The organism is Sphingobium sp. B1D7B (genome assembly GCF_025961965.1).
GTDB lineage: Bacteria > Pseudomonadota > Alphaproteobacteria > Sphingomonadales > Sphingomonadaceae > Sphingobium.
On the sequence record NZ_JAOQOR010000001.1, the window covers coordinates 1 to 22744 of the forward strand.

The 22744-nt window shown below is 64.2% G+C and carries 25 protein-coding genes and 1 pseudogene; 8 read left to right on the top strand and 18 right to left on the bottom strand.

The window, feature by feature from the left end:
• Window positions 1-340: pseudogene (locus tag M2336_RS00005) on the top strand (chromosome partitioning protein); the annotation flags it as partial.
• 410 nt (window positions 341-750) lie between these two features.
• Here the strand turns inward: M2336_RS00005 and rfbB are convergent.
• Genes rfbB through rfbA form a run of 4 tightly spaced genes read right to left on the bottom strand, consistent with a single transcriptional unit; the run spans window position 751 to window position 4097 of the window.
• The gene (gene rfbB / locus M2336_RS00010; RefSeq protein WP_264573433.1) at window positions 751-1821 is read right to left on the bottom strand and encodes a dTDP-glucose 4,6-dehydratase; all 1071 of its coding nucleotides are present in this window, start codon (window positions 1819-1821) and stop codon (window positions 751-753) included.
• Complete coding sequence (gene rfbD, locus M2336_RS00015; protein WP_264573434.1) at window positions 1814-2680, bottom strand: dTDP-4-dehydrorhamnose reductase; 867 nt, start codon at window positions 2678-2680, stop codon at window positions 1814-1816. Before rfbD ends, rfbB begins: the two co-directional genes overlap by 8 nt.
• Window positions 2677-3222: a dTDP-4-dehydrorhamnose 3,5-epimerase gene (rfbC, locus tag M2336_RS00020; protein ID WP_264573435.1), complete on the bottom strand. Its 546-nt coding sequence runs from the start codon at window positions 3220-3222 to the stop codon at window positions 2677-2679. The genes rfbD and rfbC overlap by 4 nt, the downstream gene beginning before the upstream one ends.
• Window positions 3222-4097 carry a glucose-1-phosphate thymidylyltransferase RfbA gene (gene rfbA, locus M2336_RS00025; protein WP_264573436.1) on the bottom strand — a complete coding sequence of 292 codons (876 nt, stop codon included), beginning with the start codon at window positions 4095-4097 and terminating at the stop codon, window positions 3222-3224. The genes rfbC and rfbA overlap by 1 nt, the downstream gene beginning before the upstream one ends.
• A 237-nt stretch (window positions 4098-4334) precedes the next feature.
• Here rfbA and M2336_RS00030 point away from each other — a divergent pair, with 237 nt between their 5' ends.
• The 3 genes from M2336_RS00030 to M2336_RS00040 all read left to right on the top strand — a co-directional run bounded on the left by M2336_RS00030 (window position 4335) and on the right by M2336_RS00040 (window position 7002).
• The gene (locus tag M2336_RS00030; protein WP_181560423.1) at window positions 4335-4592 is read left to right on the top strand and encodes an XrtV sorting system accessory protein; all 258 of its coding nucleotides are present in this window, start codon (window positions 4335-4337) and stop codon (window positions 4590-4592) included.
• A gap of 71 nt (window positions 4593-4663) precedes the next feature.
• The gene (locus M2336_RS00035) at window positions 4664-5965 is read left to right on the top strand and encodes a UDP-glucose dehydrogenase family protein (protein ID WP_264571112.1); all 1302 of its coding nucleotides are present in this window, start codon (window positions 4664-4666) and stop codon (window positions 5963-5965) included.
• Between the two features lie 173 nt (window positions 5966-6138).
• Window positions 6139-7002, top strand: a complete 864-nt coding sequence (locus M2336_RS00040) for a UTP--glucose-1-phosphate uridylyltransferase (RefSeq protein ID WP_264573437.1) — start codon at window positions 6139-6141, stop codon at window positions 7000-7002.
• 152 nt (window positions 7003-7154) lie between these two features.
• On the opposite strand, the gene M2336_RS00045 is transcribed toward M2336_RS00040, so the two are convergent.
• The 3 genes from M2336_RS00045 to petA are packed head-to-tail and all read right to left on the bottom strand — an operon-like array spanning window position 7155 to window position 9928.
• Window positions 7155-7994 (bottom strand): cytochrome c1, encoded by an 840-nt coding sequence (locus M2336_RS00045; RefSeq protein WP_181560426.1) that lies wholly within the window; start codon window positions 7992-7994, stop codon window positions 7155-7157.
• Between the two features lie 15 nt (window positions 7995-8009).
• The gene (locus M2336_RS00050; protein WP_181560427.1) at window positions 8010-9350 is read right to left on the bottom strand and encodes a cytochrome b; all 1341 of its coding nucleotides are present in this window, start codon (window positions 9348-9350) and stop codon (window positions 8010-8012) included.
• 11 nt (window positions 9351-9361) lie between these two features.
• The gene (gene petA, locus M2336_RS00055; RefSeq protein WP_181560428.1) at window positions 9362-9928 is read right to left on the bottom strand and encodes a ubiquinol-cytochrome c reductase iron-sulfur subunit; all 567 of its coding nucleotides are present in this window, start codon (window positions 9926-9928) and stop codon (window positions 9362-9364) included.
• A 298-nt stretch (window positions 9929-10226) separates the two neighbouring features.
• Here petA and M2336_RS00060 point away from each other — a divergent pair, with 298 nt between their 5' ends.
• Both M2336_RS00060 and hemF read left to right on the top strand, forming a co-directional pair.
• Window positions 10227-10685: a tRNA (cytidine(34)-2'-O)-methyltransferase gene (locus M2336_RS00060; protein ID WP_264573438.1), complete on the top strand. Its 459-nt coding sequence runs from the start codon at window positions 10227-10229 to the stop codon at window positions 10683-10685.
• The gene (hemF, locus tag M2336_RS00065; RefSeq protein ID WP_264571115.1) at window positions 10682-11563 is read left to right on the top strand and encodes an oxygen-dependent coproporphyrinogen oxidase; all 882 of its coding nucleotides are present in this window, start codon (window positions 10682-10684) and stop codon (window positions 11561-11563) included. Before M2336_RS00060 ends, hemF begins: the two co-directional genes overlap by 4 nt.
• Here hemF and M2336_RS00070 read toward each other — a convergent pair.
• The gene (locus M2336_RS00070) at window positions 11550-12311 is read right to left on the bottom strand and encodes a hypothetical protein (protein WP_264592464.1); all 762 of its coding nucleotides are present in this window, start codon (window positions 12309-12311) and stop codon (window positions 11550-11552) included. The genes hemF and M2336_RS00070 overlap by 14 nt on opposite strands.
• A 104-nt stretch (window positions 12312-12415) precedes the next feature.
• On the opposite strand from M2336_RS00070, the gene lipB reads away from it, so the two are divergent.
• On the top strand, window positions 12416-13096 hold the full coding sequence (gene lipB, locus M2336_RS00075) for a lipoyl(octanoyl) transferase LipB (protein ID WP_264573440.1): 681 nt from the start codon (window positions 12416-12418) through the stop codon (window positions 13094-13096).
• Between the two features lie 145 nt (window positions 13097-13241).
• Window positions 13242-13520 carry a hypothetical protein gene (locus tag M2336_RS00080; RefSeq protein ID WP_181560433.1) on the top strand — a complete coding sequence of 93 codons (279 nt, stop codon included), beginning with the start codon at window positions 13242-13244 and terminating at the stop codon, window positions 13518-13520.
• 2 nt (window positions 13521-13522) lie between these two features.
• Here M2336_RS00080 and queE read toward each other — a convergent pair whose 3' ends face one another.
• The 10 genes from queE to M2336_RS00130 all read right to left on the bottom strand — a co-directional run bounded on the left by queE (window position 13523) and on the right by M2336_RS00130 (window position 22736).
• Window positions 13523-14164, bottom strand: coding sequence for a 7-carboxy-7-deazaguanine synthase (gene queE, locus M2336_RS00085; RefSeq protein ID WP_264573441.1), 642 nt, complete (start codon window positions 14162-14164; stop codon window positions 13523-13525).
• 9 nt (window positions 14165-14173) lie between these two features.
• A complete protein-coding gene (gene queC / locus M2336_RS00090) occupies window positions 14174-14845 on the bottom strand; it encodes a 7-cyano-7-deazaguanine synthase QueC (protein WP_264573442.1) in 672 nt (223 codons plus the stop codon).
• Window positions 14846-15109: 264 nt separating this feature from the next.
• Window positions 15110-15532 carry a DUF3617 domain-containing protein gene (locus M2336_RS00095; protein ID WP_264573443.1) on the bottom strand — a complete coding sequence of 141 codons (423 nt, stop codon included), beginning with the start codon at window positions 15530-15532 and terminating at the stop codon, window positions 15110-15112.
• A 123-nt stretch (window positions 15533-15655) separates the two neighbouring features.
• The gene (locus M2336_RS00100) at window positions 15656-16576 is read right to left on the bottom strand and encodes an Hsp33 family molecular chaperone HslO (RefSeq protein ID WP_264573444.1); all 921 of its coding nucleotides are present in this window, start codon (window positions 16574-16576) and stop codon (window positions 15656-15658) included.
• Between the two features lie 47 nt (window positions 16577-16623).
• Window positions 16624-17766, bottom strand: coding sequence for an acyltransferase family protein (locus tag M2336_RS00105; protein ID WP_264573445.1), 1143 nt, complete (start codon window positions 17764-17766; stop codon window positions 16624-16626).
• Window positions 17767-17904: 138 nt separating this feature from the next.
• The gene (gene argF, locus M2336_RS00110) at window positions 17905-18834 is read right to left on the bottom strand and encodes an ornithine carbamoyltransferase (protein WP_264573446.1); all 930 of its coding nucleotides are present in this window, start codon (window positions 18832-18834) and stop codon (window positions 17905-17907) included.
• Complete coding sequence (locus tag M2336_RS00115; RefSeq protein ID WP_181560440.1) at window positions 18831-20030, bottom strand: aspartate aminotransferase family protein; 1200 nt, start codon at window positions 20028-20030, stop codon at window positions 18831-18833. The genes argF and M2336_RS00115 overlap by 4 nt, the downstream gene beginning before the upstream one ends.
• Before the next feature lie 116 nt (window positions 20031-20146).
• The gene (locus M2336_RS00120) at window positions 20147-20662 is read right to left on the bottom strand and encodes a serine O-acetyltransferase (protein WP_264573447.1); all 516 of its coding nucleotides are present in this window, start codon (window positions 20660-20662) and stop codon (window positions 20147-20149) included.
• Window positions 20659-21699 (bottom strand): glycosyltransferase family 2 protein, encoded by a 1041-nt coding sequence (locus M2336_RS00125; protein WP_264573448.1) that lies wholly within the window; start codon window positions 21697-21699, stop codon window positions 20659-20661. Before M2336_RS00125 ends, M2336_RS00120 begins: the two co-directional genes overlap by 4 nt.
• Entirely contained in the window at window positions 21696-22736 is a 1041-nt protein-coding gene (locus tag M2336_RS00130; protein WP_264573449.1) for a glycosyltransferase family 2 protein, read from the bottom strand. The genes M2336_RS00125 and M2336_RS00130 overlap by 4 nt, the downstream gene beginning before the upstream one ends.
• Window positions 22737-22744: the final 8 nt, after the last annotated feature.

Sequence of the window (22744 nt, forward strand, 5' to 3'; positions counted from 1 at the left end):
CGATCTCGACAGTATGCCGCTACTCGCCGGCGACCGCTTCGACCGGTTCGTCAAAGCCCTGCGCACGCTGGATGACGATACGATCATCCTCTTCGACATGCCGCCCGTGTTCGCCAATGACGACGCCATGGTGATCGCTGGCCATGTCGATGCCTATCTGATGGTGATCGAACAGGGCCGGACCAACCAGAAGCAGGTCACCGATTCGATCCGCCTGCTCGACCCCGCCGAATGCCTCGGTTCCGTCCTCAACCGCTACGATGGCGGCGTGACCGACCCCTATGGCTATTCCTACGGCGGTTACGGCAAATATACGGACTACTTCAGCAAGGAAGACTGAGCGACGGGGCAAGTTCACGCGTCCCGCGCCGCCTGAGTGGTCGCACCGCAAGGACTGTCCTCGCTAAAGGGGCTAGAGTGCCCCAGTTCCCCACCGTCACCCCGGGCTTGACCCGGGGTCCAGCTTCCTAATGCTCAATTACATTCCGGCGCTCGAATGCACGGTTTGGTTGCAACTCCCTCGTTTGCAAGAAGGCTGGCGGAACCCCGGGGTGACGAGGGTTGTGGGCCGGCTCGTCGGACGTCAGACCGATGTCATGAGTTCAATCTAGGCCGCGATGGCTTAGCATTCCAAACCCTCTCCCCTTGAGGGAGAGGGATGCGCAGACTTGGCAGCCTGCTGCCTAGTCGAAGTGGGAGAGGGGTCAGCGACCCGAAGGATAGCGCGGATCAGAGATCCGCCTCCCCCCATCACCGGCCAGTGGCGGCCTTCTCAAGCAACGGCAGCCACCACTGCTCATTCTTCAGATACCAGTCCAGCGTCTGCGCGAAGCCTTCGCTAAAGGTGCGGCGTGGCGCATAGCCAAGTTCCGAGCGCGCCTTGGTTTCGTCGATCGCGTAGCGCCGGTCGTGCCCGGCGCGATCGGTGACGAAGGTCTTCAGCGTGTCCGATGCCTGCCCCCGTGCGGCAGGCGCGTCGGGGAAGCGCTGGGCAAGCTTCGGATCGGCGGCGAAGGCGCGATCGACCGTCGCGCAAATCTCCTCGATAACGGTGAGATTGGGCAATTCCTGGCCGCCGCCGATATTGTAGGTCTCGCCCGGTCGCCCGACCTGAAGAACCTTCTCGATGCCGTGGCAATGGTCCTCGACATGCAACCAGTCGCGCACATTCATGCCGTCGCCGTAGATCGGAAGATTACGGCCATAGAGGCAGTTGAGCAGGAACAGCGGGATCAGTTTCTCGGGAAACTGATAAGGGCCGTAATTATTCGAGCAATTGCTCGTCGTGACCTCAAGGCCATAAGTGTGGTGATACGCGCGCACCAGATGATCCGAACCCGCCTTGCTGGCCGAATAGGGCGAGTTGGGCGCATAAGCGGTGGTCTCGCTGAACGCCGGATCGTTCGGCCCCAGCGAGCCATACACCTCATCGGTCGAGACATGATGGAAGCGGTGCGGACGGCCCGTGCCGGTGTCGAGCCACAGCTTGCGCGCGGCCTTGAGCAGGCTGTGCGTGCCGATGACATTGGTCGTCACGAAGGCGTCCGGCCCGGTGATCGAGCGATCGACATGGCTCTCAGCGGCGAAGTGGACGATGGTGTCGATCTGCTTGCGGGCCAGCAGATCCTCGACGAGCGGCGTATCACAGATATCGCCCACCACCAGTTCGACATCGCTCAGGCCATCGAGATTGGCTGGATTGCCCGCATAAGTGAGCGCATCCAGAACCGTGACAACGTCGCTGGCATGATGGGTGCGCCAATAATGCACGAAGTTCGCGCCGATGAAGCCGGCACCGCCGGTGACGAGCAGATTAGCCATTCGCCTTGATCACTCCGAGCATGTCACGAAGATGGACGCGCCAGTGCGGCGCGGGTGCGCCGATGTGCGCAACGGTGCTGCTCTTGTCCAGAACCGAATAAGAGGGTCTTTGCGCCGGCGTAGGATAATCGCGGGTGCTGATCGGCACGATCGGAACGGCCCGGTTCAGCAGGCCAAGCGCAACGGCCTCCTCCTGAATCGCCACGGCAAAATCATACCAACTCGCCGCGCCACTGTCGGTCCAGTGATGGAGGCCGCTTGCCCCTGCGGTTTGCAACCGCCAGAGGACGTCGGCCAGCCCGGCGGCATAAGTCGGCGTGCCGATCTGGTCGGCGACCACCCGGACCTCGTCCCGCTCCGCCATCAGGCGCAGCATCGTCCGCACGAAATTATGGCCGGTGTCGCCATAGACCCAGGCCGTCCGCACGATGAGGGCTTGCGGAGACGCCGCAAGCACCGCCTCCTCCCCTGCCCGTTTGCTGGCGCCATAGACACCCAGCGGTGCAACGGGGCTGTCCGGCCGATAGGGCGTGCCAGACGTGCCATCGAACACGAAATCGGTCGAGACATGCACAAGGGCCGCGCCGTTTGACGCTGCCGCACGGGCCAGATTCCCCGACCCGTCGGCGTTAATGCGCCAGGCAAGATCGCGTTCGCTCTCTGCCTTGTCCACGGCGGTATAAGCGGCCGCGTTGAGAATAAGCGCGGGTTGGACCTCGGCAACGCACGCCGCAACAGCCGCCGCGTCCCCGATATCGAGCGCGGCCCGGTCCAGCGCGACAATGTCCGCATCCTCAGGCGCGCATCGTTGCAGCGCCTGGCCAAGCTGACCGCCTGCCCCTGTGATGATGACCTTCACGGGAAGGTCACCGCATCCGCCAGCGGCTTGCCAGCCATGTCCTTGGCGGAAAGCTGCGGCACGATGTCGCCGAGCGGCCAGTCGATGCCGAGCGCAGGGTCGTTCCAGAGCAGGCTGTGCTCATGGCCCGGATCATAAAAGCCGCGGCATTTGTAGAGAAAGTCCGTGCCATCCTCCAGGCAGAGGAACCCGTGCGCCATGCCCTCGGGCACCCAGAGCATCCGCTTGTTGGCCGCGCTCAATTCGACGCCCACCGATTTGCCGAAGGTCGGCGAGGACCGGCGCATATCCACAGCGACATCGAACACCGCGCCGGCCGTAACCCGCACCAGCTTCCCTTGCGGGCCAGGCTGCTGATAGTGCAGCCCGCGCAGTACCCCGCGCGAGGAGCGGCTGTGATTGTCCTGCACGAAGTCGATATCGAGCCCGGCATCCTTGAACGCCCGCGCGTTCCAACTTTCCAGAAAGAAGCCGCGCTCGTCGCCGAAAACCTTCGGCTCGATGATGAAGACGCCATTAATGGCCGTTTCTATGAGGTTCATCAGGCTTTGCCGTCCAGCAGCTTGAGGAGATACTCGCCATAGCCGGACTTGCGCAGCGGCTCGGCGATCTCAAGCAGTTGCGCATCATCGATAAAGCCCATGCGCCAGCACAGTTCTTCCGGGCAGCAGATTTTAAGGCCCTGACGCTCCTCGGTAATCCGCACATAATTGGCCGCGTCGATCAGCGAGCCATGCGTGCCGGTGTCGAGCCAGGCATAGCCGCGCCCCATCAGCTCGACATTCAGCTCGCCGGCTTCCAGATAGACGCGATTGAGATCGGTGATCTCCAGCTCGCCCCGAGCGGACGGCGCCAGCCCGGACGCGCGCTCCACCGCCTGCCCGTCGTAGAAATAAAGGCCGGTGACGGCATAATTGGATTTGGGCTGCGCGGGCTTTTCCTCGATCGTCTGCGCCTTCCCGTCGGCATCGAAGGAGACGACGCCATAGGCTGTGGGGTCGCTGACATTATAGCCGAACACCGTCGCGCCCTGATCGCGCGCATTGGCGGCCTGCAATAGCTCGGTGAGCCCGTGGCCATAGAAGATGTTGTCGCCGAGGATCAGCGCGGAGGGGTCCGTGCCGACGAAATCCGCACCGATATGATAAGCCTGCGCCAGACCACGGGGCTCCGGCTGCACGGCATAATGCAGGTCGAGACCCAGCGCCCTTCCATCGCCCAGCAAGGCCTGGAACGCCGCCTGATCATGCGGCGTGGTGATGATCATGATCTCCCGAATGCCCGCCATGATCAGCACCGAGAGCGGATAATAGATCATCGGCTTGTCGTAGACCGGCATGAGCTGCTTGGAGACGGCCTTGGTCAGCGGATAGAGCCTCGTCCCCGATCCGCCTGCCAGAATGATTCCCTTACGCAATAGCAACACTCCATGCCTGTGCCCGGACGGGCGCTCCGAGGTAACGCATCATCTTCACAATGCAAGGCGACCATTTTCAGCCGGTCCCGAGCCTGAACCATTTTGGCATGGGGGGATTATGCAGCGATACGACGAAAAGATCGTGAATCGCTTTGCGTTTTCATTTCAGAAAAATTAGCGGTTTCGAACCGATCGATCCTGCGATCAAAATTGTGCCGCCTGACGGGAGAAGACTGCATGGAAACAGTTTATGACTGGCTCTCTCTGGCGATATTTGCTGGCATCATCGTGCTGTTCCTCCAGCGCTCGTCGATGGAAAATCCGCCGGACCGGATGATCGACTATCTGCCGCCGGCGCTTGGCTGCGCCATTGCTAACCAGGCCGGCAATTATGCGATCGAGCATGACAGCATGGTCATGCATGCCGCCGGGATTTTGCTGCTGGTCGGCGTGGTGGCCTATGTTTGGCTGGTGTTGAAGCCCAGTTTTAAATAGGCCTTGCGCCTGTTGGCGGCGTCGGGCTGCCGGCGCATCCACCGTGATTACGGCAAAAAGGGCGTGTTCCTGTGAGAATTACAATGATCGGCTCGGGGTATGTGGGCCTCGTCTCTGGCGCGTGCTTCGCGGATTTCGGCCATGACGTCATCTGTTTCGACAAGGACGAGGCGAAGATCACCGCCCTTCAGGAAGGTCGCATCCCCATCTTCGAACCCGGCCTCGATCATCTCGTCGCCAGCAATGTCGCGGCCGGCCGGCTGTCCTTCACGACGCAAGCGGCAGACGCCCTCGCCGACCCCGATGCGATCTTCATCGCCGTCGGCACGCCCTCGCGGCGCGGCGATGGCCATGCGGACCTGAGCTATGTGTACGGCGCGGCCGCGGAAATCGCGCCGTTCCTCAAGCGCTTCACCGTGGTGGTCGATAAGTCCACCGTGCCTGTCGGCACCGGCGACGAGGTCGAGCGGATCATTCGGGAGACCAACCCCGACGCCGATTTTGCCGTAATCTCCAACCCGGAATTCCTGCGCGAAGGCGCGGCAATCGATGACTTCAAGCGCCCCGACCGCGTCGTGATCGGCGGCGATGATCGCCGGGCGCTGGACGTGATGCGGCAGATCTATCGCCCGCTCGTCATCGGCCGCTCGCCGGTGATCGAAATGAGCCGGCGCGGTGCCGAGCTGACCAAATATGCCGGCAACGCGTTTCTTGCGACCAAGATCACCTTCATCAACGAGATCGCCGATCTGTGTGAGAAGGTGGGCGCGGACGTGCATGAAGTCGCGCGGGGCATTGGCCTGGATAATCGCATCGGTGCCAAGTTCCTGCACCCCGGCCCCGGCTTTGGCGGCTCCTGCTTCCCCAAGGACACGCTCGCCTTGTTGAAGACCGCACAGGATTATGAGGCGCCGCAGCGGATCGTCGAAACGGTCGTCGCCGTGAATGATTCGCGCAAGCGCGCCATGGGGCGAAAGGTCATTCAAGCGATGGGCGGGGAAGTGCGTGGCAAGACCATCGCCGTGCTCGGCCTCACCTTCAAGCAGAATACGGACGACATGCGCGATTCGCCCGCCATCGCGATCATCGAGACGCTGCAGGACGCGGGCGCCGAGATCCACGCCCATGATCCCGAGGGCATGGAGCAGGCCAAGCTGGTGCTGCGCGACGTCACCTATTTCGGCAATGCCTATGACACGATGGCCGGCGCCGATGCGCTGGTGTTCATCACTGAGTGGGACGCCTTCCGCGCGCTCGATCTCGCACGCATCAAGTCGCTGCTGAAGACGCCGGTGATGATCGATTTGCGCAACCTCTACCCGCGCGATCTGGTCGAAGACGCCGGCTTCTCCTACACGGCCGTCGGTCGGTAATTCGGCGGAACCGAGTTTCGCACCGACCGTTCTGACCTCGGCCTGGATGGATGCCACCACAAAGCGGGGCTCTTCATCCGGCCTTTGGGGCGGCCAATCGAACAATATGCGGTATCTTTACCTTAATGCTCGATAGGCACGTCCACGACTGACAGAGCAATCAGGGGGTTCATTTGACGATACGCAAAGCTGTCTTCCCGGTCGCCGGGCTTGGCACCCGCTTCCTGCCCGCCACCAAGGCGGTGCCGAAGGAAATGCTTCCCGTCGTCGATCGCCCGCTGATCCAATATGCCGTCGATGAAGCGCTGCAAGCCGGCATCGAGACGATGATATTCGTCACCGGGCGCGGCAAGGGCGCCATCGAGGACCATTTCGATATCGCCTTCGAGCTGGAGCGGACGCAAGCCGACCGCGGCAAGAGCGTCGCGGCGCTGGAAGGCACGCGCCTGACGCCCGGCAATGCAATCTTCGTGAGGCAGCAGGAACCCCGTGGCCTTGGCCATGCGATCTGGTGCGCGCGTGATATTGTCGGCGATGAGCCCTTTGCCATCATCCTGCCGGACGAGCTTCTCGTCGGCCGTGAGAAGGGATGTCTGGCCCAAATGATCGAGCAATATGAGAAAGTCGGCGGCAATCTGGTCTGCGCGCTTGAAGTGCCGATGGACGAAACGCCCAGCTATGGCGTTATCGATCCGGGCGCCCGCGACGGCGTGCTGACAGAGGTCCGGGGCCTGGTCGAGAAGCCGGCGCTGGGCACGGCGCCTTCCAACCTGATGCTGCCCGGCCGCTATATTCTGCAGCCCGAGGTCATGGCCCTGCTGGCGACGCAAGAGGCTGGGGCTGGCGGCGAAGTGCAGCTCACCGATTCCATGGCGAAGCTGATCGGCCAGCAGCCCTTCCACGGCGTGACCTTCGATGGCGAGCGCTTCGACTGCGGCTCGAAGCTTGGCTTTGCTCAGGCCAATTTCGCGCTCGCCTGTCGCGACGATGCCATGGGCGGCGATCTCAAGCGCTGGGCTCGCGATTTCCTCGCCTGAGAGGCGCCAACTCCGACGCAACGACTCTGGTCTTGCGCAGCAGCGCCTGGCGCAAGCACAATCTTCAGACCAATCGGCACATAAAAAAGGGCGGATCCTGCGATCCGCCCTTCTTCTTATCTCGTTGGGTCTCCTGACCCGGGCAGGAACCCTCAGTGCTTCTTGTTCGCCCAGATGTTCTGGTACGACATGTAAGCCAGCACCGTCGCGAACAGCAGGAAGATCACCACGGCGATGCCGGTGCTCTTGCGCGCTTCCATCTTCGGCTCGGCCGTCCACATCAGGAAGGCAGCGACGTCCGTGGCCATCTGGTCGACGGTCGGCTTGGGCTGACCCTCGCCATAGGTCACCTGACCTTCGGCCGTCAGCGGCGGCGCCATCGCGAGGTTGAGATTCGCGAAGTACGGGTTGTAGTGCAGCCCCTCCGGCGTCTTCGCGTCGGGGAACTTGCGCAGCAGTTCGGCCGGCTGCTCACGATAACCGGTCAGCAGCGCATGAACATAGTTCGCACCGTCATGACGGGCCTTCGCGATCAGCGAAAGATCCGGCGGAATGGCGTTGTTGTTGGCGGCAGCGGCAGCCACGCTGTTCGGATAGACCAGCGGGAACTTGTCCGCCGGCACGCCCGGACGCGTGCTGGGTTCACCCGTGCTGGGGTCGATCGACGGCACCTGACGGGCCGCGGCGATCGCCTTGATCTCGGCTTCATTATAGCCAAGGTCGGCGAGGCTGCGGAACGCCACCTGATGGATCGAGTGACAGGCCGAGCAGACTTCCGTGTAGACCTGGAAGCCGCGCTGCAACTGCGCGCGATCGAATTTGCCGAACGGCCCTTCAAAGCTGAAGCCAGCCTTTTCGGGGTGGAGGTGGAACTCCTTCTCAGCCGTGGGCTGCGGCGGCTCGCTCACATAAGCGACCCCACCCCAGATGAAGCTGAGCAGCAGCATGCCGGAGAAAAACAGGCCGACAAGGAAGGCCAGGACACGAACCATTGACGGACCCCTTAATTAAGCTGCGCCGGTGGGCTGGGTATCGCTGCCCATGCCCGGAGGTGCAGACTGTTCTCCCTCGAACTTGCCCTTGGCCAGCACCGCTTCGGTAATCGAACCGGGGAGCGGCAGCGGCCGCTCGATGGACGCAATGATCGGCAAGATGATCAGGAAGTGCGCGAAATAATAAGCCGAAGCGATCTGGCTGATCATGACATAGGGCTCTTCCGCCGGTGCGCCGCCGCAATAGCCGAGCACGAGCACGTCCAGAATGAGCAGCCACCAGAACTTCTTGAACAGCGGGCGGTAGTTGCCCGAGCGGACCGGCGAGGTGTCGATCCACGGCAGGAAGAACAGCAGCAGAATGGACGAGAACATCGCCATCACGCCGAGGAGCTTCGCGGGAACCAGCACGATACCGGTGAACGGGATCACCAGATCCATCGTGAAGGCCCGCAGAATGGCGTAGAACGGCCAGAAGTACCATTCAGGCACGATGTGCGCCGGCGTCGAAAGCGGGTTGGCCTGGATATAGTTATCCGGGTGGCCCATCGAATTCGGCGCGAAGAACAGCACCAGCGCGAAGAGGATGAGGAACACGCCGAGGCCGAAACCGTCCTTCGCCGTATAATAGGGATGGAACGGCACCGTATCCTGCGGCCCCTTCACTTCCACGCCCGTCGGGTTGGACGAGCCGGGAATGTGCAGCGCCCAGATGTGCAGGATGATGACACCCGCAATCACGAAGGGCAGCAGATAGTGGAGCGAGAAGAAGCGGTTGAGCGCGGCATTGCCAGGCGCGAAGCCACCGAGCAGCCAGGTCTGGATCGGCTCACCCACCACCGGAATGGCGGCGAAGAGGCCGGTAATCACCTGCGCGCCCCAGAAGCTCATCTGCCCCCAGGGGAGCACATAGCCCATGAACGCCGTCGCCATCATCAGCAGGAAGATGACCACACCGAGCAGCCACACCATTTCGCGCGGCGCCTTGTACGATCCGTAATAGAGGCCGCGGAAAATGTGGAGATAAACGACGATGAAGAAGAAGCTCGCGCCGTTGGCGTGCGCATAACGCAGCAGCCAGCCCGAGTTCACATCGCGCATGATGTGCTCGACGCTATCGAACGCCACGCCGGCATTCGCTGCATAGTGCATGGCGAGGATGATGCCGGTGATCAGCTGGATCGTCAGCGCGACGCCCGCGAGGACACCGAAGTTCCAGAAATAGTTGAGGTTGCGCGGCACTTCGTAGCCGCCGCCAACGGCGTTGTAGACGAAGCGCGGGAGCGGCAAGCGCTCATCCACCCACTTCATCACGGGATGCTTCGGCGTGTAATGCTCAGCCCAGGGAAAGCTCATTATCTTTATCCTCAGCCTACGAGAATGGCGGTGTCGGAGGTGTACTTATACTGCGGAACCACGAGGTTCTTCGGCGCAGGCCCCTTGCGGATGCGCGCGGCAGTATCATAGCTCGAACCGTGGCACGGGCAGAAATAACCGCCGAACTCGCCCCGGTTCTCACCCTCGCCGGCACCGAGCGGCACGCAACCCAGATGGGTGCACACGCCCATGGTGATCAGCCACTGCTTCTTGCCGTCGACCGTGCGCTCTTCCAGCGTCTGGGGATCGCGCAGGGTGGAGACGTTGACGGCGTCCGCCTCGGCAATTTCCTTGTCCGTCAGATGCCGCACGAACAGCGGCTGCGAGCGGAACACCGTCTTGATCGCCTGGCCGGCCTGGATTGCCGACAGATCGACTTCCGTCGTCGCCTGCGCCAGCACGTCCGCACTCGGACTCATCTGGGTAATCAGCGGATACAGAACGGCGAGACCGCCAACACCAGCGAAACTCACGGCTGCGATGTTGATGAAGTCGCGACGACGCACGCCTTCGCCATCGTCCATGACAGCTTCCGTCCCTTGCACTTCAGTGGCCATGCTTTGTCATTGCCTCCCTTTGTCCACGATCGCCCGAGAGCGTCGTGCACGCCGAAATCTCGATTCGGGCGCCAGTCGATCGCGCGGTCGAACCGAAAGGCTTCCTTATTAGCCGGAAGTCCGCTCGTCCGCCGAATGATACGACACACCGCACGCCAGGATGGTCCCGGCGCGTTCGGGCGCCTGATAGCGCCGTTGATTGCGATTTGCCAACCTTCAATTTCGTGGCCCGCCCGCCTTTTTCCAGCCGGGCGCAAGAGGGGTGGGATTGCGCAGGGGCCGTGGCTAGGAGGTGAGGATGCGCATCGCCCTCTATCAGCCCGATATCGCCGGCAACGTCGGCACCATCCTGCGGCTGGCCGCCTGCTGGCAGATCCCGGTCGACATCATCCTTCCCTGCGGCTTTCCGGTGTCCGACGCGCAACTGCGCCGGGCGTCGATGGATTATGGCGCGCAGGCCGATGTGACGCGGCATGTCGACTTTGAGAGCTTCCTCGCCGAGCGGCTGAAGGATGGCGCGCGCTTGGTGGCGCTGACCAGCGTGGGCAGCGTGCCCCTGCCCCATGCCAGCTTCCAGCGCGACGACATCCTCTTACTCGGCCGCGAGAGCGCCGGTCTGCCCGAGGCGATCCACGCACAAGCGGCTTTGCGCGTGCGGATTCCCATGGCGCCCGGCTTTCGCTCCTTGAACGTCGCGGTAGCAACTGGCATCGCGCTTGGCGAAGCTCTCAGACAGACCGGACTTTTCCCCGCATGACTTCCACCGCACCCAACAGCCTCGACGATCAACAGCTGGCCGCCCGCGCCTGGTTCGAAAGCCTGCGGGACCGGATCTGCGCGGCGTTCGAAGCCATCGAGCGGGAAGCGGGCAGCGATGCGGCGTTCGATTATCTGTCCTGGTGGCGCGAGAGCGACGGCCAGCCCTCCGGCCCCATTGAACAGGGCGGTGGTGGCGGCGGCGTGCGCGGCGTCATGAAGGGCAAGGTGTTCGAGAAGGTCGGGGTGAATGTCTCGACGGTCGGCGGCGCCTTCTCGCCCGAATTCGCCCGGACGATCCACGGCGCGGGCGAAGAGCAGCCGGGCTTTTTCGCCACCGGCATCAGCCTCGTGGCGCACATGGCCAATCCGCATGTGCCGGCCGTGCACATGAACACGCGCATGCTGGTCACCACCAAGCGCTGGTTCGGCGGCGGCGCGGACCTCAATCCGCCGATCGTCTATGAGGAAGACACGGCGGACTTCCATGACACGCTGCGCCGCGCCTGCGATGCGCATGATGAAAGCTACTATCCGCGCTTCAGCCAGTGGGCGGACGAGTATTTCTACATTCCTCACCGGCAGGTTCACCGCGGCGTGGGTGGGATTTTCTACGACCATCTCGAAGGGCCGTTCGAGGAGAGCTTCGCCTTTACCCAAGCGGTGGGCGAGGCGTTTCTAGAGGCCTTTCCGCGAATCGTGCGCCGCCGCATGGGGTTGCCATGGACGGCGGAGCAGGAAGCGCAGTTGCTCGAATGGCGCGGCCGCTATGTCGAGTTCAACCTCGTGCATGATCGCGGCACGCTGTTCGGCCTCAAGACCGGCGGCAATATCGACGCAATCCTGATGAGCCTGCCGCCGCGCGTCACCTGGAGCTGAACGGCGCTCCGGCTGCCGGCGCACCCGCCGTCGCCCGGTAAAGCGCGGCGCAGATCAGCACGACGAGCACCGTGCGGGCGGTTTCCACCAGCGCCGAGACCATCGCGATCAGCAGGTCGGCGATGTCGGCCGGCAGCAGCAGTTCGGCGACCACCCCCACAACGGAGGTGAGCACGACCCCCAGCACGATCATCATGATGAAAATGAGGCCGAGCACGCCAAAGACCCGCCAGCCATTTCCCCGCGTCAACGCGGCACTGCGCCGGAGGATAGTGAGCGGGTTGCGCTGCGACTCCGCTGCGGCGACCGGTGCGATCAAGGCCAGCCGGCCAATCAGATAGCAGCCGGGCAGAATGAAGAGCATGAAGCCGCCCATGGCGCCCAGTCCCTGCAGAAGATTCGCAAGGAAGAAACCGGGCAGGACCGGAAGAGCCATGACCAGAGCCTCCCGCACCGTCGGTCGCTCGCCGCGCAGCAGCAGCGCGTGCATCGCCAGAACGGCGAAGGACGAGATGGCGGCGAAGGCCAGCAGCACCGGCCAGTTCAGCTCGGCATATTGGGTCAGCCGCGCCAGCATCATGTCGTTGGTGGCATTCTCGGCGAGCGGCTCGGGCTGCTTGACGAGCTGCTCGGCCCCCAGAGCGGGCAGGAACATGAACATGCCGGCCACGGCGCCCAGAAGGTCACGGTTTGCCGCGCCCATGTGCTTGGCGTCGTCCCATATCGCTGCCAGATCGATCCTGCTCAACCGCTTGTGCTCCCGTTTGCGCGCTCGATAGGCAATATCTGCCCCGCGCGCCATAGGCGAGCCATGCCTTGCCAAATTTGGTCGCAGATCGCATCTCGGGCGAGATGACCGCACCTGCCCTCCCCGAACAGGATTTCCCGGCCAGCCCTGAGTGGCGGATCGAGCCGGGATTGCTCGATTATGAAAGCGCGCTGGCCGATATGGATGCGCGCGTCGCGGCGATTGCCGCTGGCGAGGCGCGCGAACGCATCTGGCTGGTGGAACATCCCCCGCTCTACACCGCCGGCACCAGCGCGCTCTCGACCGATCTTCTGGCACCAGTCTTTCCCGTCCATGTCACGGGGCGCGGCGGGCAATATACCTATCACGGCCCCGGCCAGCGCGTCGTCTACCTCAATCTCGATTTGGGCCGACGCGGGCGCGATGTGCGGCGCTTCGTCCGCGCGCTCGAGCAGTGGATGGTCGCCGCGCTGGCCGATCTCGGCGTCGAGGCCTGGACCGTGGATGGCCGCGTCGGCGTCTGGACGCAGGGGCCGCACGGGGCGGAGGCCAAGATCGGCGCCATCGGCGTGCGGGTCCGCAAATGGGTGACCCTGCACGGCCTCTCCATCAATGTCGCGCCGGACCTTGGCCATTATAGCGGCATCGTGCCCTGCGGAATCAGCGATCTGGGCGTCACCAGCCTGGCTGATCTGGGACGCCCGGCCGACATGCACCACCTCGATGCCATTCTCCAATCGCATCTGCTGGCCATGCTGGCAGCGCTTGACTCCGACGGCGGGTGAACGGCCGCAGCCATGGGGTGGTCGGGTTCCACGGCCCTTGAGCCCTGCGGCATCCCTCTTTAAGACCGGCTCTTCGTGCTGCCGAGGGGGCCTCGACCGATCGGGAAATCGGCCACGACCAAGAAGACCAGAAAGGATGCCGCTGATGCGCAAGACCCATGTTCCCCTTCTTCTGCTCGCGGCGATGGGCGGTCTCGCGCTCGCGGGCTGCGACGGCGCGCAGGATGCGCCGGGCAACACGGTCGAAATGCGGGACATGAACGTGCTGGAAGGCACGGTGAACGATTCGATGACCGACCTTGACGCCGTGAAGGCCGATGGCCTCGGCGCGGTCGGCAATGCCGGCAGCGTCAGCCGCAAGCAGACGAGCGAGCCCGCCGCCAATGCCAGTTCCGAAGACACCGAGACGGTCGCCTCGGAATAACTCTACTTCAGCCCGAGCAGCTTGTGGGTCTGGAGGGACAGTCGCCAGCGGCTGTCTGAGAGGACCAGCGCGATGGCGGCCTCCCGGTTTGCGGCATTCGCCTCCGGGGTGCCGCTGTCCATCGGCTGTACCAGAAACTGGCCGAAGTCCCAGCCGAGCAGCTCGGCCGGGTCGATTCCAGGCTGCGGCCAGACCAGCTTGAGTTCATCGCCCCGACGCTGCGTCACGCTACTGCCCGCCTTGGGACTGATGCAGAGCCAGTCGACGCCCGGCGTCGCCGCCAGCGTGCCATTGCTCTCCACCGCGATTTCAAAGCCGGCGGCATGGAGCGCGTCGATCAGCGCCGCATCGAGCTGCAACATCGGCTCGCCGCCGGTGATGACGACGAACCGCTGGCCGGTCTCATCACCCCATAGATCGGCCACCGCCTGCGCGAGCGCCGGTGCCGCGCCGAAGCGACCGCCATTCTCCCCGTCCGTCCCCACGAAATCGGTGTCGCAAAACCGGCAGATCGCACTCGCCCGATCCTGCTCCCGCCCGGACCAGAGGTTGCAGCCGGCAAAGCGCAGGAACACCGCCCGGCGGCCGGCCTGCATCCCTTCCCCCTGCAAGGTGAGGAACATTTCCTTGACGGCGTAGCTCATCGGCGCGGCTCAGGGATGCGTCGCGTAACGCGTCGGGTCGGGCAAGCCGGCTTCCTGATAGCCCTTCGCGCGCAGGCGACAGCTATCGCACAGGCCGCAATGCAGGCCTTCGGGCGTCGGATCGTAGCAGGACCAGCTCATGCCGGCATCCAGCCCCAACCGCGCGGCCTCGGCGGCGATCTGCGCCTTGCTCATATATTGGAGCGGCGTGGCAATCTGCACCGGCGCGCCTTCCACGCCCTGCTTGGTCGCCAGCGATGCCATATGCTGAAACGCGGCGATGAACTCCGGCCGGCAATCGGGATAGCCGGAATAATCCAGCGCATTCACCCCGATGTAGATGCGCTCTGCCCCCACCACCTCGGCCAGACCCAGGGTGAGCGAGAGGAAGATCGTGTTGCGCGCCGGCACATAAGTGATCGGAATGCCCTCGCCCACGCCCTCCTTGGGCACGTCGATGTCAGCGGTAAGGGCCGATCCACCGAACAGCGAGAGGTCGAGCGGCAGCACGACATGGCGCTCCACCTCCAGCGCGGCCGCCACGCGCTTGGCGGCCTCCAGCTCGACACGGTGGCGCTGCTGATAATCGATGGTGAGCGCGGCGAGGCGATAACCCGCCTCGCGCGCCAGTCCGCCGGCGACCATCGAGTCGAGTCCGCCGGAAAGGAGGACAACCGCCATGGGGGCGTGCGATGCAGACGATATCGGTGACATGATGCCCCGCGCTAGCGCAAATCCCCTGCCCCTGTCACGGGATGAGATGATTTCGTTTCGCGAGCGGGCGCTCGGGCGGGAGAGCGCCGTTGCGGCAGTGCTAGCCCCTCCTCTTCAGAGGAGGGGTTGGGGTGGTGCTGCAACTTCGAAGTCACTCTCTGGCTAAGCGATGCTGGCGCATCGCCGCCACCCCCTGCCCCTCCTCTGAGCAGGGGAGATATGTCTTCAGCTTCAGCGCCTCGCAGCACCGGGGCGGCAGGCGCCTACCCGTCGGGCTTCCATCTCATGCGCAAAAGGCAATCCATCCGACACCCCTTGCGACGAAATCTGCACGAGCCGCGAGGTTTCGATACGCAGATCGGTGCGACCACGGCCGCCCTCCCCACAGTCATAGGATGCCGCGACGGCACGCGGCGACTGGCGAATCAGGTAACGCTCGCACTGCCGATAGGGGTGCTTGGGCTGGAGCAACTGACTGCCATCGCTGATGCAAATCCGGCGCGCAGCCTGATTGCTCCCGCGCTCCAGCAGCTCCCACTCGCCCGATTCGACCGCGTCCAGCCCGCCGGCCTGCGGCGCCTGCGCCATGGACATGGGCGCCAGCAAGCTGCCCAGCGCGAGCCCTATCGCCAGCATCGCTGCCTTGAATGCCATGTCGCTTCAGCCACTTCTTCGTTCGCAGGCGGCAAAGACCGACGGGGTCGGCTACCGCAATATTTCAACGATGGAAATGCACGGCTTGTCGCAGATTGTCAAATTTGCCGGCGGGCGTGCGCCTCAGTGCGGGGCCTGCAACTCGGCCAAGGTGATATCGAAAATCCGCGAACAGAACGTGCAGTCGACCGCGATCACCCCGCGCTCATCGGCCATGGAGGTGCGCTCGGCGGGGTCGAACCGGCCCAGCACGCCGCGAATCCGCTCCGGGTCGCACCGGCAGCCCTTGCGCAAATCAGCGCTGGAGAGCGCGCGAATCTCGTCTTCCTCATGGAACAGGCGCCAGGCGATATCCTCCAGCCCCAGTGCGGGATCGGTCAGTTCTTCCTCGGACAGGGTATTGCCGAGGATCATGACATGCTCCCAATCGGGATGATCGTGCCGCACATGCAGCCGCTCCCGCCCCACCTCGCCTTCGGGCAGATGCTGCAGGAGCATGCCACCGCCAATGCAGCCCTCCTCCGCATCGTGCCGAACCGCGATTTTCACGATGCTCGGGATCTGCTCGGACTGGGCGAAATAATGCTCCGCCGCCGCGCCGAGGCCAGTGCCTTCGAGCGGGACGATGCCCTGATAGCGCTCGCCCGTGACCGCCTGATCGAAGGTGATCGCCAGATAACCCTTGCCGAACAGACCGAAGAGCGTCGGATTCTCGCCCAACTCGGCGAGGCGCTGCTCATCGAACTGCGCATATCCGCGCACCGCGCCGCCCATATAATCGGCGACCAGCAGCGACACCGCACCCTGCTCGGTCTGCGCCTGCAGGGTGAGTTGGCCTTCATCATCCTTGAGCATAGCGCCGAGCAGAGCGGCCAACACGAGGGCCTCGGCCACCAGCTTCTCGATGACGGGCGGATAACGATGGGCGGCGAGCACCGCGTTGAGCGCAGGGCCAAGGCGCACGAGCCGACCACGGACATTGCGGGCAGGCAGGGCGAAACCGAGGACGCGGTCCTCTGTGCGGGTAGGATCGAATTCTGACATGGCACCTAGATAGGCACTCCCCTCACGAAAGTCTAAGGGGCGAGAGTCTAAGGCGCCGCCTGCGAGGAAGCTGACGGATGAGGCCGCGCCTCCAGCCGGGCCCGCAACCAGCGCCGCGATGGTGTCTCGAACAGGCGGAAGGAGAGCACCGCGATGATGACCACGCTGGTCATAAAGATCAGAAAGAAGGCCGGCTCGCGCGCCAGCTGATGGTCAGTCGCCAGACCTGGCACAGCGAGCAGCAGCACCAGCTGGACGGGAAAGTGCCACAGGTAAATGCCGTAGCTGGCATCCCCCAGCCAGCGCGTCCGCTGTAACAGGCTCGCCCGCAGGCAGGGCTCCAGCAGGGCGGCCAGAAGCACGATCGCCATGCTGAACAGCGGAACAGAGAGATAGCGCCGGATGTCGAGACTTTCGTCCCAGCTCGTCCATCCCCCTGCCCCCAGCAGCAGAACGACCAGCACGGAGAGCCAGATGGTGCGATTGGCGTGAACTGCAAACAGCGCCGTGCCGCCGAAGAAACCTGCCGCGCACATGAGGAGGATGTAGCCCTCGAACATGAAACAACCGGCGATGGCCGCTGCGGCCAGCAGGGCGGGTCCAAGCACGCCCGCGCGAAACAGCACAGGCAGGCTCAGCCAGAACAGCGCGTAAACAAGAATCTCGATGGACACCGACCAGATCGGCGCGTTGAAACTGTAGACCACCGTCGGCCACCAGTTGGAGGCAAGACCAAGATGCAGCAGAAAATTGCCCAGCGTATTGTGCTGGTAAACGAGGAATGCGCCGAATTTCGCCTGCGCGATTCCCTGCAAGCCCGCCACGATCAGCAGCGTCAGCACGTGAAGCGGATAGAGGCGCGCGAGCCGGTTCACGACAAAGTCGCGCGTGCTGCTTTTCCGGCCATGATAGACATGGGCGAAGACGAAGCCGGATATCACCCAGAAGAGCTGCACGGCATATTTGCCATGCTCATAGAGCCAGCTGGCCTGCTCGAAAAAAGGCTGCTGCGGGCGGAAGCCGGCCATCGCCCGCTCGGCGCCCGGCGGGTAGAAGAAATGCTGATAGTGCCAGAAGATGATGACCAGCGCGGCCACGCCCCGCATCGCATCGATCAGCAGAAAATGCCCCGACGTCCGCTCGGGCGGCGTGAACAGCGTGGCTATCCGCCGTGCCCCGGCGCCGATCATGTGCGGGTTGTGCCGGAGCGCGCGTTGGGCGCCCCGGCATATCCTGTGGGACTCCGGCACGGCGCCGGATGTCCTGCGTCTGGTTTAGCACCGACCAACATTCAGATGATGGCCGCCAGCGCTGAATGTCGGTTGGCCCTAGCCAATCAGGCCCGCCGCCCAGAGCAGCACCGACTTCTGGGCGTGGAGGCGGTTCTCGGCCTCATCCCAGATCAGCGACTGCGGACCATCGATCACCTCTTCCAGCACCTCTTCCCCGCGATGGGCGGGAAGGCAGTGCAGGAACTTGGCATCGGGCTTGGCGCGGGCCATCAGCGCGGGCGTCACCTGATAGGGCATCATCGCGCGCAACTTGGCGTCGCCGCCGGCCTGACCCATGGAAATCCACGTGTCGGTCACGACGACGTCCGCGCCGCTGGCCGCCTCCACCGCATCGCGGGTGAGCGTGATGGTCGCGCCCCCAGCCCGCGCCGCCGCGGCAAAGCGCGGATCGGGATCGAACCCTTCCGGCACGCCGATGCGCACGTCGAACTTGAACAGCCCGGCCGCCTCGATGATCGAGTGCAGCACATTATTGCCATCCCCCAGCCAGGCCCACTGGCTGCCCGGCAAGGCAAGGCCATGCTCGATGACAGTCAGCAGATCGGCCATGATCTGGCACGGATGCGAGAGGTCGGTCAGGCCGTTGATCACCGGAACGGTCGCATGATGCGCCATTTCCTCGATCTTGGCGTGATCGTCGGTGCGGATCATGATGAGATCGACCATGCGGCTCAGCACGCGCGCCGTATCCGCCACCGTCTCGCCACGACCGAGTTGAGTCGTGCCGCTGTCCAGGATCAGCGACGAGCCGCCCAACTGGCGGATCGCCATGTCGAAGCTCACGCGGGTGCGCGTGGAGTTCTTCTCGAAGATCATGGCGAGCGTGTGGCCCGCCAGCGGCGCGTCCTTGTCGACAGCGCCCTTGGGCATGCCCGCGCGGGCCGCCTTGCGGTCCATCGCATCGTTGAGAATGGCCGCGAGCGCATCGCCGCCGGCGTCCGTGAGATTGCGGAAATGCCGGATCATGATGCGTTCGCCTCTGCCTTGATGCTGGCAGCCCCAGCGGAGAGCTTGGCGATCGCTTCGTCGATGTGAGACTGCTCGATCACCAGCGGCGGCAGGATGCGCACGACATTCTCGCCAGCCGACACGGTCAGCAGGCCATGATTGTCGCGCAGATGCGCCACGAAGTTGCGTGCCTCCACCTGCGGCTTGAGCTTCACGCCAAGCATGAGGCCGAGGCCCCGCACTTCCTCGAAGACGTCGTCATGATTGGGGATGAGCTGCTCCAGCGCGCCGCGCAGCCGCTCGCCGGTTGCCGCGACCTGCTCCAGAAAGCCCGGCTCGAGCAGCACGTCCAGCACCGCCATGCCCGCCGCCATCGCCAGCGGATTGCCGCCATAGGTGCTGCCATGGGTGCCGAACACCATGCCCTTGGCGGCTTCTTCCGTCGCAAGGCAGGCGCCGAGCGGAAAGCCGCCGCCAATGCCCTTGGCCACGGCCATCACATCGGGCTTCACGCCATAATGCTCATGCGCAAAGAACTTGCCGGTCCGGCCATAGCCACATTGCACTTCATCGAGCACCAGCAGCAGCCCGTGCTTGTCCGCCGCCTCGCGCAGGCCCTTGATGAACTCGGGCTTCCCGGCGGTCAGCCCGCCCTCGCCCTGCACCGTCTCCACGAGGAAGCCGGCGGTCTCATCGTCGATCTTGGAGAGCGCCGTCTCCAAATCGTTGAACGCGACATAATCGAAGCCCGGCAGAAGCGGCTCGAACCCGTCGCGCATCTTGGGCTGGTCGGTGGCGCTGATCGTGCCCAAAGTCCGCCCGTGAAAGGCGTTTTTGAACGTGATCAGCTTGTGCCGCTGCGGGTTGCCATTGGCGAAGTGATAGCGCCGCGCGGTCTTGATCGCGCATTCCACCGCTTCCGCGCCGCTGTTGGTGAAGAACACCGTATCGGCAAAGCTGTTCTCGACAATGCGCTGCGCAAACGCCTCGCCCTGCGGCGAGCCGTAGAGGTTGGAGACGTGCATGAGCGTGGCGGCCTGCTCGGCAATTGCCTTCACCAGATGCGGATGGCCATGGCCCAGCGCGTTGACCGCGATGCCGCTCGCAAAATCCAGATAACGCTCGCCGCGCTCGCCGATCAGATAGCAGCCCTCGCCTCGCACCGGACGCACATCGCACCGGGGATAAACGGGCATGAGCGGGGTGATAGACATAAGACTACTCTTCCTTCCTCGCACGGCTTTTCAAACAGAAAAAGGCGGCCCGTGCGAGGCCGCCATCGTCAGGGGGTGGCTATAGCTGTGCGCGGACTGGTTGGCAAGAAAAGCGCCTAGCGCACCTTCACCACCGCCGGGACACCGACCGCGAGGGCACCGGGGGGCACATCCGTCATCACCACCGCGTTCGCGCCAATGGCGGCCCCATCCCCGATCGTCACGCGGCCCATGATCACGGCACCAGCGCCGATATTCACATTCCGCCCGATAATCGGCGCTTCATCCAGCCGCTGCAGGGACCGCAAGCCCAGCGTGCAGTTCTGCCGAATGATCGATCCGTCGCCAATGATGCTGGCCCCATGCACCACGATACCACCCTGATGCTCGACGATCACGCCCCGGCCAATCGTCGCGGTGTAGGGAATCTCGATGCCATAGACATTGCGGCAATGCCGATAGCCCCAGCGATAGATCATGCTGAGCGGCGCCCGCATCAGCTTGGAGCGTACCGTCATCCGCCAGTTGCCGAACCGGTGCCAGAACAAGGTGCGGAAACCCGGCCGGGTCCATTCGCGCCCATGCGCGGCATAATCCTCGCGCACGAGCTGACACATGTCTTTGAAGCTCATGGCCGCGCACTCCCTTCTGCGCCCTTATATTCGATAAGCCGGGCAGGCCCTCCCCCCCGCGCGCGCAGATGATAGCGCGCCAAACCGCCGAATTGCGCGAACTTGCCGAGCATCATCCACAGACCATAGCCCATGGCGAAGCGCAGGGGCGACCCCGCCGCGCGCTTGCGGGCCGCGATCCGCACGACCTGCGCGGGATACATCAGCAGCATCACAAGCGCAGCCCAGATCAGCGGCGCAGTGCCCGATATCAGCCCGAGCAGGATCGCACCCAGGATGAGGAGCGGGATGACACCGCCCCACAGCAGGATGCTATTGCGCTGGCGGCGCCAGCTCGGAAATGCCGCATCGCCATGGCGCGCGACATGCTCTGCAAAGGCATAGCCGGCCCGGCGCGCGCGCAGCCATTGTTGGCGCGCATGGTGAATGTCGGCATCGTGCAGCGTCATTTCCGCGTCGATCCGCCGCACCTGCCAGCCCATCCGGCCCAGACGCAGGCAAAGGTCAGGCTCTTCGCCGGCAATCAGGCTGCCGTCATAGCCATCGGCTTGCGACAGAGCCGCCACGCGGAACAGCACATCGCCACCACAGGCCTCGACCAGCCCAATAGGGACATTCCATTCATCGTCGCACAGCGCGTTGTAGAAGCTGGCGGCGGGGAAGCGCTCGCGACGCCGCCCGAAGACTGCGCACAGGCTCGGCTCGGCATCCAGCGCCTTTTCGGCCCGACCGATCCAGTCCGGCGCAAGTTCGCAATCGCCATCGACGAACTGAACGAAATCGAGCGTGGGATGATCCGCCAGCAGGCGCCGCCATCCGGCATTGCGCGCACGCGCCGCAGTGAAAGGCGTCGCGACATCCAGCTCCACCACGCCGATGCCGAGGCTCTGCGCGAAGGCGATGCTGCCGTCGGTCGAACCCGAGTCGACATAGATCACTGGACAATCGGCCGGCGCGCTTCTGAGGCAGCGTTTCAAGCGCTCGCCTTCGTTCCGGCCAATCGCCACGATGCCCGTGCGCGGCACCACAACGCTCATGGCGCGGTCCAGCCCGGCGCGCGGCCTGCAGGCTCATCCCACCGGGGGATGGAGGCGCGCCCATCCGCCCGCTTGGGCCAGAAGCCATGCCGCAACGTCATCGACACCTCCTGCGGAACGGCGTCGGTCCTCGGCCCACGCAGCGGGCGCAGCGCCAGCGCGAGCGCCCGCCCGGCAAGCCAAGCGAGGTTGGCACAGAACAGCCGCGCAACGCCGCCGGTGCGCACAAAATAACGCCGCCGCGCCTCGAAACGATAAGCCGGATAGGGCCGCACCGCGACCTGCGCCCCGCTCGCGACGCCCGTGGCGGCTCCGGCAATATGGATCACGCGGCTGCCCGGCACGAACCACATCTCCCAGCCCGCGCGGCCCATGCGGTGCATCAGTTCGACTTCCTCGAAATACAGGAAAAAGCCGTCGTCGAACAATCCGGTCTCCCAAAGCGCGGCACTGCGGAACAGGACGCTGGCGCCGGTGAGCCAGTCTGCCGTGACAGGCGCGTCACCCTCGACCAAAGTCGGTGCAATGCCGAGCATCGTCCCGAGCTTGGCCATGCCACATCCCCGGACGAACTCCCGGCCCGGCGTCGGGAAGCGAAAGGCGGAGCCCGCCAGCGCGCCATCCGGCTCCAGCAGCCGGCTGCAGACGGCCCCGGCGCGCGGGCGCGCGTGCATGGCCTCCAGCAAGGCCGTGATCGCGCCGGGCTGGACCAGCGTGTCTGGATTCAGCACATGAATGAAGGCCGGCGGCGCCGGGCGCTGGAGCAGCCGCAACATCGCCTGATTATTGGCCCAGCCAAAGCCGCCGTTGCGCTCCAGCGGCAGCACCGTCACCCAATCCTGCCACTCAGGTTGAGCGAAATGCTCGGTGAGTTTTTCTGCCGACCCGTCAGCCGAGCCACCGTCAACCACGATGACCTCGAACGGCCCTGCCTGTGCTCGTTCCGAAACGAGCGAGTCCACGCAGCGGATGACATAATCCGCCGTCCGGTAATTGACGATGACGATCGCGAGATCGGAAGGAGAAGTGGCAGGCATGTCGGTTC

What these genes read in the sequence shown, in the direction of transcription:
- rfbB (WP_264573433.1), bottom strand. Translation starts at nt 1,821, where the DNA reads ATGGCTAATCTGCTCGTCACCGGCGGTGCCGGCTTCATCGGCGCGAAC.
- rfbC (WP_264573435.1), bottom strand. Translation starts at nt 3,222, where the DNA reads ATGAACCTCATAGAAACGGCCATTAATGGCGTCTTCATCATCGAGCCG.
- M2336_RS00030 (WP_181560423.1), top strand. Translation starts at nt 4,335, where the DNA reads ATGGAAACAGTTTATGACTGGCTCTCTCTGGCGATATTTGCTGGCATC.
- M2336_RS00045 (WP_181560426.1), bottom strand. Translation starts at nt 7,994, where the DNA reads ATGGTTCGTGTCCTGGCCTTCCTTGTCGGCCTGTTTTTCTCCGGCATG.
- M2336_RS00050 (WP_181560427.1), bottom strand. Translation starts at nt 9,350, where the DNA reads ATGAGCTTTCCCTGGGCTGAGCATTACACGCCGAAGCATCCCGTGATG.
- petA (WP_181560428.1), bottom strand. Translation starts at nt 9,928, where the DNA reads ATGGCCACTGAAGTGCAAGGGACGGAAGCTGTCATGGACGATGGCGAA.
- M2336_RS00060 (WP_264573438.1), top strand. Translation starts at nt 10,227, where the DNA reads ATGCGCATCGCCCTCTATCAGCCCGATATCGCCGGCAACGTCGGCACC.
- hemF (WP_264571115.1), top strand. Translation starts at nt 10,682, where the DNA reads ATGACTTCCACCGCACCCAACAGCCTCGACGATCAACAGCTGGCCGCC.
- lipB (WP_264573440.1), top strand. Translation starts at nt 12,416, where the DNA reads ATGACCGCACCTGCCCTCCCCGAACAGGATTTCCCGGCCAGCCCTGAG.
- M2336_RS00080 (WP_181560433.1), top strand. Translation starts at nt 13,242, where the DNA reads ATGCGCAAGACCCATGTTCCCCTTCTTCTGCTCGCGGCGATGGGCGGT.
- queE (WP_264573441.1), bottom strand. Translation starts at nt 14,164, where the DNA reads ATGAGCTACGCCGTCAAGGAAATGTTCCTCACCTTGCAGGGGGAAGGG.
- queC (WP_264573442.1), bottom strand. Translation starts at nt 14,845, where the DNA reads ATGGCGGTTGTCCTCCTTTCCGGCGGACTCGACTCGATGGTCGCCGGC.
- M2336_RS00095 (WP_264573443.1), bottom strand. Translation starts at nt 15,532, where the DNA reads ATGGCATTCAAGGCAGCGATGCTGGCGATAGGGCTCGCGCTGGGCAGC.
- M2336_RS00100 (WP_264573444.1), bottom strand. Translation starts at nt 16,576, where the DNA reads ATGTCAGAATTCGATCCTACCCGCACAGAGGACCGCGTCCTCGGTTTC.
- M2336_RS00105 (WP_264573445.1), bottom strand. Translation starts at nt 17,766, where the DNA reads ATGATCGGCGCCGGGGCACGGCGGATAGCCACGCTGTTCACGCCGCCC.
- argF (WP_264573446.1), bottom strand. Translation starts at nt 18,834, where the DNA reads ATGATCCGGCATTTCCGCAATCTCACGGACGCCGGCGGCGATGCGCTC.
- M2336_RS00115 (WP_181560440.1), bottom strand. Translation starts at nt 20,030, where the DNA reads ATGTCTATCACCCCGCTCATGCCCGTTTATCCCCGGTGCGATGTGCGT.
- M2336_RS00120 (WP_264573447.1), bottom strand. Translation starts at nt 20,662, where the DNA reads ATGAGCTTCAAAGACATGTGTCAGCTCGTGCGCGAGGATTATGCCGCG.
- M2336_RS00125 (WP_264573448.1), bottom strand. Translation starts at nt 21,699, where the DNA reads ATGAGCGTTGTGGTGCCGCGCACGGGCATCGTGGCGATTGGCCGGAAC.
- M2336_RS00130 (WP_264573449.1), bottom strand. Translation starts at nt 22,736, where the DNA reads ATGCCTGCCACTTCTCCTTCCGATCTCGCGATCGTCATCGTCAATTAC.